The sequence below is a fragment of the Meiothermus sp. genome, from assembly GCF_025060375.1.
GTDB lineage: Bacteria > Deinococcota > Deinococci > Deinococcales > Thermaceae > Meiothermus.
In genome coordinates, this window is record NZ_JANXCG010000083.1 from 1 (window position 1) to 12,776 (window position 12,776).

A 12,776-nucleotide genomic window follows, 5' to 3' on the forward strand; every position below is an offset into this window, starting at 1 on the left:
CTTCTCCCTGCTCATCACCAGCAGGGCCGCCGCTCCATCGGAGTAGGGCGAGGCGTTGCCGGCGGTCACGGTGCCGCCCTCCTTGAAGGCCGGCTTGAGCTTAGCCAGGCGCTCTAAGGAGGTGTCGGCCCGGGGCAGCTCGTCTTTGGCGAAATGGAACTCCTCCACGTGCTTCTTGGCTCCCTTCCAGGAGACTTTCTTCACCGGGATGGGCACAATCTGACCATCAAAAGCTCCTCGGGCCTGGGCCTCCAGGGCCTTCTGGTGGCTGCGCAGGGCCCAGGCGTCCTGGTCTTCCCGGCTCACCCCCCAGCGCTCGGCCACCCGCTCAGCGGTAAACCCCATCCCGATGTAGGCCTCGGTAAGCTCGGGGTGGAGCTCGGTGTGGTAGCCGGACATGGGCACCCGGCTCATCATTTCCACCCCACCGGCCAACACCACCTCGTTCATGCCCGAGAGGATGGCCTGGGCCGCATAGGCCACGCTCTGGAGCCCCGAGGAGCAAAAACGGTTGATGGTAGCGGCGGTTACCTCCACAGGAAACCCCGCCCGGAGCATGGCCAGCCGGGCGATGTTGAGGCCCTGGCTGGCCTCGGGCATAGCGCAGCCCCACTGGATGTCCTCAACGACAGCGGGGTCTAGACCCACCTTTTCCACCGCGGCTTTCATCACCGCTGCCGAAAGGTCAACGGGGTGTACGGTGGCCAGGGAACCGTCGCTCTTCCCTCGGGCAACCGCGCTGCGAACCGCACTGACGATAACAGCTTCCCTCATCTTCACTCCTTTTTGGCCTTCCTTACGTACAGGGTTTTCTCAAAGCTAGCGTAGACCACCCCCAAGCGATCCACCAGCTCCACCGGGTAGACGCGGTCCAGCGAGGATTGCTCGCAGGCCAAGCGGCGGATGGTCTGAAGTTCCTCTTCCGTGAGGATAAAGCGGGCATAAAGCGTGGTCCTTCCAGGTCTGCGGAAACGGATGGTGGCCGCCTTGTCCCAAACCACGTAGTCCGGCCCCAGGTTGTGGATCAGCATCAGCATGTAGACAGGGTCAATCGCACCGTACATGCTGCCCCCAAAGAGGGTGCCCACGTAGTTCCTGGTGCGCCAGTTGAGGGGCAGAGCCACGTGGACCTCCCGCCAGTCTGGGGCGATGTAGACCACCCGCCCACCGGTACCCCAGTAGGCTGGGAAGAGGTTGAAGCCCCAGCGCCACAGCCGGCTCCGCCAGGTCTCGGCCTTGGGCTTTGGGAAGGGCGGCACCGTCCACCCCCTAGTTGCGCAGGGGCTTCCCGGTCTTGAGGGTGTGGGCGATGCGCTCCTGGGTCTTCTTGGTGCCCAGCAGCTTGAGGAAACCCTCGCGCTCCAAGTCCAGGATGTCCTGCTCACTCACCTCGCGGGGCGGGCCGTCGCCGCCGCAGAGCACATAGGCCACCTGATGGCCGATGAACACGTCGTGTTCACTGGCCTGGCGGGCCTCGTGAAACTGCCACAGGGCATAGCGCAGGTTGCCCAGGGCCTGGTTGCCCAGGGCTCGCACCCGCATGGGCGGCTCGGGCACAAAGTCGGGGGCCATGAAGAGCACCCTGCGCTTGGCGTCGGCAATCAAGCGGTCGCGGTTCATGCTTATACCGTCGCCCTGGCGCAGGAAGCCCATGTTGCGGGCCTCGAGAGCGCTGGTGGAGGTCTGGGCCAGCATGATGAGCTGGAAGGCCCGCTTGACCCCTTCAAACAGGTCTATCTCCGGGCCATAGGCTGAGAGCTCGCGGGTAAAGCGGAAGAGCATCTCCTTGGTACCGCCCCCAGCCGGCAGGAGGCCCACCCCCACCTCCACCAGGCCCATGTAGAGCTCGGCGTGGGCCTGGATGGCGCTGGCGTGCAGGCTGAACTCAGCCCCCCCGCCCAGGGTGAGGCCGAAGGGAGCCGCCACCACCGGGAAAGGCGAACGGCGCAGGCGCATGGCGGTCTGCTGGAAGCGGCGGGTGGCGAGCTCGAGGTCGTCCCATGCCCCTTCTTGAGCAGCCATCAGCACTAGGGCCAGGTTAGCCCCGGCGCTGAAAGTGCGGGGGTCTTCGTGGCCAATCACCAGCCCGGCGTAGCCCTGGGCCTCCACCCAGTCCAGCGCCTTGTGCAGCCCCGAGATGGAGCCCTCACCCCAGGTGCCCATCTTGGCCCGGTTCTCGAAGAGGGCCACCCCATCGCCCAGGTCGAGCAGGGCGTATTCCTTGCCTTCCAGAAGGATTCGGCCCTCGCTCCTTACCTGGGAAAGCCGGATCACCCCTTCCTCCTTGGGGATGGGGTGGTACCGGCCATCAAAGCCCAGGTACTGCCCGTCCTTGTAGAAGCTACCCTGGGCTTTCTTCAGCAACTCGGGCTCGGGAAGGCCCAGCTCGGCAAAGCCCTGGCGGAGGTAGTCCAGCCCTACCGCGTCCATGTTCTTGAAAGGCCCCTGCTCCCAGGCAAAGCCCCACTCCAACGCGCGGTCTATGGAAACAATGTCATAGGCAATCTCGTCCGCCTTCTGAAGGGTATAGTGGGCCGTTGTGAGAAAGAGCTTTCTGGCAAAGGCGCCGTACTTTCCGGGCAACTCGCCAACCTTTCTGAGCCGCTCGGCAAGGGGTAGGTCCTTGATGGCCGCGATCTCGTCCAGGCGGAGCTTCTCCTGGGGCCGGTACTCCCCGGTCTTGTAGTCGTAGGTGTAGATGTCCTTGCCCACCTTTTTGTAGAAGCCCGCCCCGGTCTTCTCCCCTAGGTTGCCCTGGGCGATGAGGCCTTCCACCCACTCGGGCATGGCAAAGTCCTCACCGGTGGTCTGGGAAAGCTCGGTGGAGACCAGCTTAAGCACGTCCAGGCCGGAGATATCGCCGGTGCGGAAGGTGGCGCTCTTGGGGCGGCCTACCAGAGGACCGGTGAGGGCGTCCACCTCGTCGATGGTGAGCCCCTCCTCCATCATCAGGCGCATGGCCTGGCTCATCCCGTAGACGCCCAGCCGGTTGGCGATGAAGCCGGGGGCGTCCTTGCAGATCACGGTACCCTTGCCCAGGATGCGCTCGCCGAAGTTGCGCATGGTCTCCAACACCGCTGGGTCGGTCTCGGGGGTGGGGATGAGCTCCAGCAGGTGCAAGTAGCGCACCGGGGCGAAGAAGTGGGTGCCCAGGAAGCGCCGGCGGAAGGCTTCGCCCCGGCCCTCCAGGAGGGTCTTCATGGGAATCCCGGAGGTGTTGGAGCTTACGATGGCCCCCGTGCCCAAAGCCTCGAGCCGGGCAAAGAGCTCCTGCTTGGGCTCCGGCTTCTCGATGATCACCTCCACAATCCAGTCGCAGTCTTTGAGCTTTTCCAGCTCCTCGGTGGTGCCCAGCTCGATGAGGGCGGCCCGGCCCTTATCCATGAAGGAAGCGGGCTTGCTCGCAAGCTGGCGCTCGAGGCCTTTTTTGACCAGCTCGAGCTTGTCCTCCCTTCCCGGCAGGTCAAGCATGACCACCGGTACCCCTGCCGAGGCAGCCAAGGCGGCAATGGCTCCGCCCATGGTTCCCGAACCCACCACGCCTACCTTTCTGATTCGCATTGGGCCTCCTTGCGTCTATTTTTATACCGAGTCAAAGTTTACCATGCAACCCCAGTGTGCTCCAGGCCATGCCCGGCCCGGGTCTAGGCAGCTAACCTGGAGGGCGTGTTCACGGGTATCGTGGAGCAGACCGGCCGGATTGAAGCGGCCCGGCCCAAAGGCGGCAACCTCGAGCTTTTCATCACCCCCAAGCACCCCTGGCCCGACCTTGCTCTTGGCGAGAGCATCGCCATCAGCGGGGTCTGCCTGACGGTGGCGGCTTTCGACACAAGGGGCTTTACCGTGCAGCTCTCCCAGGAGACCCAGTCCAAAACCGCCCCCCGCTGGCAGGAGGGGGCCTTAGTGAACCTGGAGCGGGCCCTGCCTGCCTCGGGGCGGCTTGGGGGGCACCTTGTGACCGGACACGTGGACGGGGTGGGGCGGGTAGTGGCCCTGGAGCCGCAGGACGGGCGCTACGTGGTCTGGATGGAAGCCCCAACCCCGCTGGCCCGCTACCTGGTGCCCAAGGGCAGCGTGGCCGCAGATGGGGTGAGCCTGACCGTGGTGGACGTGGGCGGCCCGACCGGCAGCCGCCCCGAGCTCCCGGCAACCCACTTCAGCCTCTGGCTCATCCCCCACACCCTGAGCGTGACCACCCTGGGAAGCTGGCAGCCCGGGACCCTGGTGAACCTGGAGGCCGACATCGTGGCCAAGTACGTAGAGCGCCTACTCTCCCTCCAGCCAGGCCAGGAGCAGCTCCGAGCGGCCCTTTAGCCCCTCCCACCCCCACAAACGAGGGCAGAGAACCCAAGCAGGCAAGGGCCCCTGCCCAAAGAGACATTCCCCAGGAGAATGAAAGCCATCGGTAGACGAAAAGCCGCACCTCCTAAGGGAATCCGCCTGGGGCAAAATCGGTCCGCCTGCTCCTCCGCTGGTTTTCAGCCCAGATGAAGCTAGGCGCAAAAGACGGCATCGGCCGGATTTCCCAACAAAGCAGCGACCGGCCGGACGGCCATCTCAAAGGCTCTAACCCTGGAGCTGAGCCAGGGCTTCCTGCAGGGCTTTTTCGTGCAGGCGCTGTGCCCGCAGGCGGGCCAGGGCCTCCTGGCCCAACTCCTCCTTCAGAGCGGTGGGGGTGGTGCGGTAGGCCCGGGCCAGGTCGGCTAGGTAAGCCTCGAACTCCCCTGGGCTCAGCTCGGTCCCAAGCTCCTCAGCCAAAGCCTCCACCGCCAAGGACCGCCGCAGGCGTCTGGTCGCGTTCTCGCGGAGGCTTTGGGTAAACTCCTCGAACTTACCCTGCTGGCGCAACGACTCTAGGTAGTCCTCAAGCCCAACCCGCCGCTCCTGAAGCTCCTCAGCCAGGCTCCTGAGCAGGTGCTGCTCCTCGCGGGCCTGCATGGAGGGAGGAATCTCTACCTCGATGGCCTCAGCCAGCCTGTCCAAAAACTGGTTGGCCCGAAGGTTTTGGGCCTCCCGCGCGAAGCGCTCCTGAAGGCTCTGCCGGACTTTTTCCGTGAGGGCCTCTAGGTTATCCTCCCCAGCGGTCTTGGCAAACTCGTCGTCCAACTCAGGCAGCTGCAGGGCCTTGACCTCCAGGATTTTGGTCCTAACCTCCCTCACTGTCCTGTCGCCGTCCTTCACCGGGACCAATACCTCTTCCCCAGCCCGCCTGCCCAACAGCACCTCGCGCACATGGGGCTGGGCGCTTTCCACAACCACCGGGAAACGGCTACCCTCCTCGGTCTCTACAATCACGTGGTCTTTTTCCTGGACCTCCCGCTCAACCGCCACCAGCTCCGCGTAGCGCTGACGAAGCTCATCCAAAGCGCGGTTCAGCACCTCTTCAGTAACCTCCGGGGTCTTCACCTCAAGCTTGAAGCCCCGCCAGTCGGGCAGCTTAACCTCGGGGTAGTTCTCCACCTCCAGGGTGTAGACATAGGGTTCGCCAAAGGACAACCGCTCCTCCAGCAACCGCGCTCCCACCGGCAACAAGGAGAGTTCCCGCGCCGCTTCCGGGAAGGTCTCCTCGCGCAGGCGCTCCTTCACCTCCTCCAGGAGGGATTCCCGGCCAATCCGGGCCTCCACCATCTTGACCGGAGCCTTTCCTGGCCGGAACCCAGGGAGGTGCACCCGCTGGGCATAGCCCTTCAGCACCGACTGGTAAGCCTGCTCCACCCGGGTGGCGGGCACCTCGACCCTCACCCTGACCCGGTATCCTTCACGTTCGAGAATTTCAGCCACAACGCACCTCGAGCTCGACCGCTTGGGGTCGCCAAGCACATAGTCTACACTGGCCTCGTCGCTTTTCGTAGCCCCAAAACAGCCTCTGTCCCGCCCGCAAGCGGGTAAGATAGGGGCGCATGTCCGCTGCCCGGGTCTTTCTGGTACTCCTGTTGGCCTACTTCCTCTCCTACTTTTTCCGCGCGACCAACGCGGTCATCTCACCTGATCTGAGGCGCGACCTAGGGCTCACCTCGGCTGAGCTGGGCCTGATGACCAGCCTTTTCTACCTGACCTTTGCCCTGGTCCAGCTCCCCTTGGGGGGGCTTCTAGACCGGTTCGGCCCCCGTTTCGTGCACCCCACCCTGATGCTGCTTGGGGCGGTGGGGGCATTGGTCTTCGCCTCCGCCCAGAGCTTCGCCACCCTGTCGCTGGGCCGGGCCCTCCTGGGGGTAGGCTTCGCGGCCGCCCTGATGGGGGCCCTGAAGGCGTTCTCCCTCTGGTTCCCCTCCTCGCGCTACGCCAGTGTGAGCGGGCTCTACGTGGCCCTGGGGGCTTCGGGGGCCATTGCCGCCTCCTCGCCCTTAGCCTGGCTCAAGGAGCAGATCGGCTGGCGGGGGGTCTTTGAGTGGGGGGCTCTGGTCATCGTGCTGGTGGCCCTGATGGTGGCCCTGGGGGTCCAGAACGCCCCCAGAGGAACCCCCCTGCCCCGCAGCGAGGCCCAGGAGGGGGCCGGGGTCATCTGGCGGAGCGGGGTCTTCTGGCGGATTGGGGCCCTCAACTTCGTGCTGGGGGGCGGTTTCCTGGCCTGGCAGACCCTGTGGGGCGGCGACTTCCTCTACAAGGCCCGGGGCATGGGAGGGCTCGAGGTGGGCGCTCTTCTGTTCACCTTCTCGCTGGCCGCGGTCTTCGGGTACCTGCTGAGCGGAACCCTAGCCGACCGGCTGGGACTGCCTCGCGTCCTGCTGGCGGCCAGCCTGGGCTTCACCCTGGGGCTCCTGCTGTTGGCCCTATGGCCCCAGATGCCCCTTGCCCTGCTCTACCTGGTCTATCTCCTGATGGGCTTCACCGGCGCTTTCAACATTCTGAGCCTGGCCCAGGCCCGGCTGAGCTTCCCCACCGCCCTTACCGGACGGGCTGTGACAGCCATCAACTTCCTGGGATTCATCGGGGTATTCCTCCTGCAGTGGGGTCTGGGGGTGGTGCTGGCCTGGGGCTACGGCACCGCCTTGGTCCTTTGGGCTGGGCTTCTCCTTCTGGCCCTTCTGGGCTACCTTCCCCTGGTACGGAAAAGCTCCCTTTAGCCAACCCTCACAGCTCGAAGTGGCCTAAAAGGGTAGGCTTTGGGCATGCACAGCCGTTGGTCTAGCCTGCTGGTCCTTCTGGTCGCCGCTTGCTCCCCCCCAAGCCCTCCGGCCCAGCACCTCGCCGTTGTGCTCGAGCCCAGCACCGAGTTTGCCCTGGACATAGGCCAGGAGCGCACCGTCGTGGCCCGGGTAAGCGGCAGCGCCAACACCGCGGTTACCTGGAGCAGCAGCAGACCCGAGGTGGCCTCGGTCCGCGAGGGGCGGGTGCGGGGCGAGAGCCCAGGGAGCGCCATCATTACCGCCCGGAGCGTGGCCGACCCCAGCAAAAGCGCCTCGGTGAAGGTCCGCGTGCTCGAGCCTCCCGCCCCCCCGCCCCCCGGCAATGGGGTCATCAGCGGAACGGTTCGCATCGCCCTGCAGACCTCCTTATCCGAAGCCGCCTCTCAGGCCCCCTTCCCGGCGGGCGAGTTCATCGTGAAGTTCAGGCCCCAGGTCAGCCTGCAGTCGCTGGGCCGGCTCTCGGTCTCGGGGGTGGAGCTCCAGCAGGTGAGGCCGCTGGGTGCGGGCACCTACCTCTACCGCGCCAACCTGAGCCGCGCCGACACCCTGCTCACCCTGCAGGCGCTGCGGGGCCGCAGCGACGTGGAGTACGCACACCCCAACTACATCCTCTTTGCCCAGGCCACGCCCAACGACCCCCAGTACCCCAGCCAGCGCTGGCACTACGAGGCCATCCGCCTACCCGGCGCCTGGGATATCGAAACCGGCGCTTCCAACCCGGTTATCGTCGCTGTAATTGACGGGGGCGTGGTGGCGGGCCACCCCGACCTCGCTGGCCGGCTCCTTCCCGGCTACGACTTCTACTCCAACGCTGCCGACTCCGGCGACGGCGATGGGCGCGACCCCAACCCTGAGGACACTGCCCCCGGCACCGACTTCCACGGCACCCACGTCGCCGGCACGGTGGGGGCCGCCACCAACAACAACCTGGGGGTGGCCGGGGTTTCGTGGGAGGCAAGAATCCTACCCGTCCGGGCGCTGAGCGGCGGCAGCGGCACCCTAGCCGATGTGGTCGATGCGCTGCGGTGGGCCGCGGGGCTGAGCGTGCCCGGCGCCCCGCCCAACGCAAACCGCGCAAACATCATCAACATGTCCCTAGGTGGGCCCGTAGCCTGCACAGACGCCCCCGCACTGCAGCAGGCCATCCACGAGGCGAACAGCACCGGTGCCATTATCGTGGTGGCAGCGGGCAACTCCAATGTGGATGCCAGCAGCTTCAGCCCCGCCGGGTGCAGCGGGGTGATTACGGTGGGCGCGACCAACGCCGCAGGCAACCGGGCCTCGTACTCCAACTACGGCCCCCGGATTGACCTGATGGCCCCTGGCGGCGAGCCCGCCGGGCCGCAGGTGGTGAGCACCTTAGGCAGCGGGCAGTATGGGGGTAAGGCGGGCACCTCAATGGCCGCGCCCCATGTGGCGGGCGTGCTGGCCCTGATGAAGAGCAAGAAACCCACCCTGAGCGCCGCTGAAGGGCTGAGCATCCTGAAGGAGACCGCCCGGCCCCTGAGCGCAGCCCAGTGCAACCGGCCTAGCGACCTCGAGTGCGGTGCGGGGCTGATAGATGCGCGGGCGGCCCTTGAGCGCCTCAACACCCCGCCCCCCCGCTCGCTGGTGCTCTCGGCCAGCCCCAACGCCCTCACCCTGAACACCGGTGCGAGCGCCAACGTGACCATCGGCATCAGCCGCACCAACTTTAGCGATCCGGTGGCCCTGAGCGTGAGCGGGCAGCCCAGCGGCACCACCCCCAGCTTCAACCCTCCCAGCCCCGTAGCCGGCAACAGCACCACCCTGACCATCCCGGCAGGCAGCACCCCCGGCACCTATACCCTGGTGGTCAGCGGCAGCGCCAGCGTGGGCGGCCAGAGCGTGCAGGGCGAGACCCGCATCACCCTAAACGTGGTACAGCCTTCCACCGGCCAGAACGTGCAGGGCACCCGGGTGTACTTCGACGCGGTGCTACGGGAAGCCCCCACCCTGAGCCTGTTGCTGGATTTCAATCCGGTGGTCATCACCCAGACCGGCACCCAGGCTCCTTACAGCCGAAACGGCCTTTCGACGACCGGGCTGGTGGGCTACCGCATCTCGGCCTGGAAGGATGTGAACGGCAACGGGGCCCAGGATGTGGGCGACCTGTTTGGGTGGTACCGCGTGGACGGGAACATCGCTACGGTGATGCCGGACCAAAGCGGGGTGGACATCACCCTGGAGCCCGTCCTCTCCAATACCCTGACGCGCGAGAAGTGGCTCCAGCAGATGGGCTACCCAGCCCGCTAGGTGCCCAAGCTGACGGGGGCACTCAGCGGTGGTAGGGCTCCCCCCGCCTGAGCGTCTCCACCCGGTAGAGCTGCTCCAGAAGGACCACCAGGGCCAGCTCGTGCTGAAAGGTCAGCCTGGAGAGCGCGAACAGCCAGTCGGCCCCGTCGCGCACCGCCGGGTCATGGCCTTCAGCCCCCCCAATCAGGAAGGCTACGCCCTTTGATTCCAGTTCCCAGGCCTCGAGCCGCGCCTTGAGGCCCAGGGTATCGGGCAGCTCCCCCCGCTCGTCCAGGACCACCCGCCTGTAGCCACGGGAGGCCTCCAGCAGGCGCTTTCCCTCCTGGGCCCGGGAGCCCTCCTTGAGGTAGAGGAGCTCGAGCCGAACATACCGCCCCAGGCGCCGGGCATACTCCTCTACCCCAGCCTGGGCGTAGGGTAGCCTGGGCCTACCCACCACACAAACCCTAAGCTTCATACCCCCACAAAACCCCCTTCCCCCACCGGCTATAATCTCTACCAAGAGGTCGCCATGAAAAGCACGGGCCAGATGCCAACCATCCTAGGCCCGGGGAGGACCTCCAGCCCGGTATACCAAGGTTTGCCCCGCACCGGGCTGCCGTTTCCCGCGCCGGCCCTTACCCAGGGCGGCGCAAAGATGGGGGCCCTCACCCGGGGCCCCAGCCGGCTGGGCTGGCCACCCCAGCCCGCCAGGAGGGAACATGGTTCAAGAACGCGCTGCCTTTCCAACCTTTAGCCAGGAGCCCATCCGGCTCATAGACCCCGACGGCCGCTGGGTGGCTCCCTTCCCCCACGGGCTTTCGGCCCAGGAGCTACGGCGCTTCTACCGGGATATGCTGGCGGCCCGGCTGCTGGACGAAAAGCTGGTCGTTCTGGTTCGCACCGGCAAGACCAGCTTTATCGCCCCCCACGCGGGCCACGAGGCCGCCCAGGTGGGCATTGCCCACGCCCTGCAGAGGGGCCACGACTGGCTCTTCCCCTACTACCGCGACCTGGGGCTGGTGCTGGCCATGGGGGTGCCCCTGCCGGAAATCTTCGGCCAGACCCTGGGCAACGCCGCCGACCCCGCCAAGGGCCGCCAGATGCCCTCGCACCCCGGCAGCAGGAGCCTGAACATCTTCACGGTCTGCTCAGCCATCGCCTCGCACATCCCCCCCGCCGTTGGGGCCGCCATCAGCATGAAGCTACGCCGCACCGGCCAGGTTGCGGTCTGCACCTTTGGCGACGGGGCCACCAGCGAAGGGGACTGGCATGCTGGGGTTAACTTCGCTGCGGTCCAGCGGGCCCCAGTGGTGTTCGTGTGCGAGAACAACCGCTACGCCATCAGCGTGAACATCGCCCAGCAGACCGCTTCCGAAAACATCGCCATCAAGGCCAAGGCCTACGGCATCCCGGGCTACCACGTGGACGGGCTGGACGTGCTGGCCAGCTACTCCGTTGTCCGGTACGCGGTGGAGCGGGCCAGGGCAGGGGAAGGCCCCAGCCTGGTAGAACTGGTGGTGCACCGTTTTGGCCCTCACTCCTCCGCCGACGACGACACCCGCTACAAAAGCAAGGAGGAGCTGTCTGCCGAACGGCGGCAAGACCCCCTCCTGCGCTACCAGCGCTTCTTGGAAAGGGAAGGCTTGTGGGACGCCCAGTGGGCCAACGAGCTGCGCCTGGAAATCGCCAAGGAGCTCGAGGCCGCCCTGCAGGAGGCCCAGGCTGCAGGGGAACCCGACCCCCTACAGATGTTCGACGACGTCTTTGCGGCCCGCCCCTGGCACCTGGAAGAACAGCGCCGGCTGTTGGCCGAGGAGCTCGAGGCCTGAGGAGGCTGCTGTGCCCACTGTGACCCTTGTGCAAGCCATCAACATGGCCCTGGACGAAGAGCTGCGCCGCGACGAGCGGGTGCTGATTCTGGGCGAGGACGTGGGCCGGAGGGGTGGGGTTTTCCTGGCAACGGAGGGCCTACAACAGAAGTATGGCCCCGACCGCGTTATGGACACCCCCCTTTCCGAAGCGGCCATCCTGGGAGCGGCGGTGGGGCTGGCCGCCCATGGGATGCGCCCGGTGGCCGAGATTCAGTTTGCCGACTACGTCTTCCCCGGCATTGACCAGCTCTTTTCCCAGGCGGCCAAGCTGCGCTACCGCTCCGGGGGGCAGTTCACCGCCCCCATGGTGGTGCGGATGCCCAGCGGCGGAGGGGTGAAGGGCGGGCACCACCACTCGCAAAGCCCGGAGGCTCACTTTGCCCACACCCCTGGGCTCAAGGTGGTGGTGGTCTCCACCCCCTACGACGCCAAAGGGCTGCTCAAGTCGGCCATCCGCGACGACGACCCGGTGGTCTTCATGGAGCCCAAGCGGCTCTACCGCGCGGTCAAAGAGGAGGTGCCGACCGACGAGTACCTGCTGCCCATCGGCAAGGCCGCTGTCCGGCGGGAAGGGCGCGACATCACGCTGGTCTCCTATGGCGGGCCGATGGTGGAGACGCTCAAGGCTGCCGAGGAGATGGCCGCCGCAGGGGTTGAGGCGGAGGTCATAGACCTGCGCACCGTGCTTCCCTGGGACAAGGAGGCCGTGCTGGCCTCGGTGGTCAAGACCGGCCGGCTGCTGGTGGTCTCCGAGGCCCCGCGCACCGCCAGCATCGCCTCCGAGGTGGCTGCCACGGTTTCGGAGGAACTCTTCGACCAACTGCTGGCCCCGCCCCTGCGGGTCACCGGGTTTGACACCCCCTATCCGTTAGCCCAGGACAAGCTCTACATGCCCACCGTAACCCGCATCCTAAACGCTGCCAAGCGTTTGCTCGACTACTAGGGAGGCCGCATGCCCAAAGAAGTGGTGTTGCCCGAGCTCGCAGAGTCCGTGGTGGAAGGTGAGGTTCTCCGCTGGCTGGTGAACGAGGGGGAACCCCTCAAAAAAGACCAGCCCTTTGTGGAGGTCATGACCGACAAGGTGACGGTAGAACTGCCCAGCCCCTACGAGGGCGTGCTCCTACAAAAGCTGGTGAAGGAGGGGGAGGTGGTACCGGTGCACACCCCCATCGCCCTGATCGCCGAGCCAGGCGAGGCAGCCGCCCTCATGCCCCAAACCCCTGCGCCAAGTGTGCAGGCCCAGGAGGAACGCTCCATTGTGGAGCCGGGCCCGGTTGCTGAGGACGACGGAGCCAGCCTCTCCTTATTCAAACCCGATGGCAAACCCGAGCAGGTAAAGAACCCCTTTACCAGACCAACCCCCCTCCAGACCACCCCGGCTCAGCCACCCCGGCGGGTGGTCGCGGTGCCCGCAGCCCGCAAGCTGGCCCGCGAGCTGGGCCTGGACATCGCCCAGGTGCCGGGCTCGGGACCCGGGGGCCGGGTGCGCGTAGAGGACGTGCGGGCGTATGCGGCCAAGCAG

Annotated in this window: 11 protein-coding genes; 6 read left to right on the top strand and 5 right to left on the bottom strand. The window is 66.3% G+C overall.

All coding sequences use genetic code 11. From position 1 onward, the window contains the following. The 3 genes from NZ849_RS10005 to NZ849_RS10015 all read right to left on the bottom strand — a co-directional run. A partial coding sequence (locus NZ849_RS10005) for a thiolase family protein (protein WP_295406706.1) occupies window positions 1–774 on the bottom strand: 774 nt, incomplete at its 3' end. A 2-nt stretch (window positions 775–776) separates the two neighbouring features. Further along, a complete protein-coding gene (locus NZ849_RS10010; protein WP_295406709.1) occupies window positions 777–1,259 on the bottom strand; it encodes a DUF4442 domain-containing protein in 483 nt (160 codons plus the stop codon). Between the two features lie 10 nt (window positions 1,260–1,269). Continuing rightward, window positions 1,270–3,561, bottom strand: coding sequence for a 3-hydroxyacyl-CoA dehydrogenase/enoyl-CoA hydratase family protein (locus NZ849_RS10015; RefSeq protein WP_295406712.1), 2,292 nt, complete (start codon window positions 3,559–3,561; stop codon window positions 1,270–1,272). 105 nt (window positions 3,562–3,666) lie between these two features. Here NZ849_RS10015 and NZ849_RS10020 point away from each other — a divergent pair, with 105 nt between their 5' ends. Next, the gene (locus NZ849_RS10020; RefSeq protein ID WP_295406715.1) at window positions 3,667–4,314 is read left to right on the top strand and encodes a riboflavin synthase; all 648 of its coding nucleotides are present in this window, start codon (window positions 3,667–3,669) and stop codon (window positions 4,312–4,314) included. 252 nt (window positions 4,315–4,566) lie between these two features. Here NZ849_RS10020 and tig read toward each other — a convergent pair whose 3' ends face one another. Next, window positions 4,567–5,781 carry a trigger factor gene (gene tig / locus NZ849_RS10025; RefSeq protein ID WP_295406717.1) on the bottom strand — a complete coding sequence of 405 codons (1,215 nt, stop codon included), beginning with the start codon at window positions 5,779–5,781 and terminating at the stop codon, window positions 4,567–4,569. Window positions 5,782–5,900: 119 nt separating this feature from the next. On the opposite strand from tig, the gene NZ849_RS10030 reads away from it, so the two are divergent. Beyond that, window positions 5,901–7,064, top strand: a complete 1,164-nt coding sequence (locus NZ849_RS10030) for a nitrate/nitrite transporter (protein WP_295406722.1) — start codon at window positions 5,901–5,903, stop codon at window positions 7,062–7,064. A gap of 45 nt (window positions 7,065–7,109) precedes the next feature. After that, window positions 7,110–9,401, top strand: a complete 2,292-nt coding sequence (locus NZ849_RS10035; RefSeq protein WP_295406724.1) for a S8 family serine peptidase — start codon at window positions 7,110–7,112, stop codon at window positions 9,399–9,401. A gap of 22 nt (window positions 9,402–9,423) precedes the next feature. Here NZ849_RS10035 and NZ849_RS10040 read toward each other — a convergent pair whose 3' ends face one another. Further along, window positions 9,424–9,858, bottom strand: coding sequence for a 23S rRNA (pseudouridine(1915)-N(3))-methyltransferase RlmH (locus NZ849_RS10040; protein WP_295406728.1), 435 nt, complete (start codon window positions 9,856–9,858; stop codon window positions 9,424–9,426). Between the two features lie 244 nt (window positions 9,859–10,102). On the opposite strand from NZ849_RS10040, the gene NZ849_RS10045 reads away from it, so the two are divergent. The 3 genes from NZ849_RS10045 to NZ849_RS10055 form a co-directional block, all read left to right on the top strand. Next, window positions 10,103–11,212 carry a thiamine pyrophosphate-dependent dehydrogenase E1 component subunit alpha gene (locus tag NZ849_RS10045; protein ID WP_295406732.1) on the top strand — a complete coding sequence of 370 codons (1,110 nt, stop codon included), beginning with the start codon at window positions 10,103–10,105 and terminating at the stop codon, window positions 11,210–11,212. Between the two features lie 10 nt (window positions 11,213–11,222). Further along, entirely contained in the window at window positions 11,223–12,197 is a 975-nt protein-coding gene (locus NZ849_RS10050) for an alpha-ketoacid dehydrogenase subunit beta (RefSeq protein ID WP_295406736.1), read from the top strand. Between the two features lie 9 nt (window positions 12,198–12,206). After that, window positions 12,207–12,776: biotin/lipoyl-containing protein (locus NZ849_RS10055; protein WP_295406740.1), on the top strand; the 570-nt coding region annotated here is incomplete at its 3' end.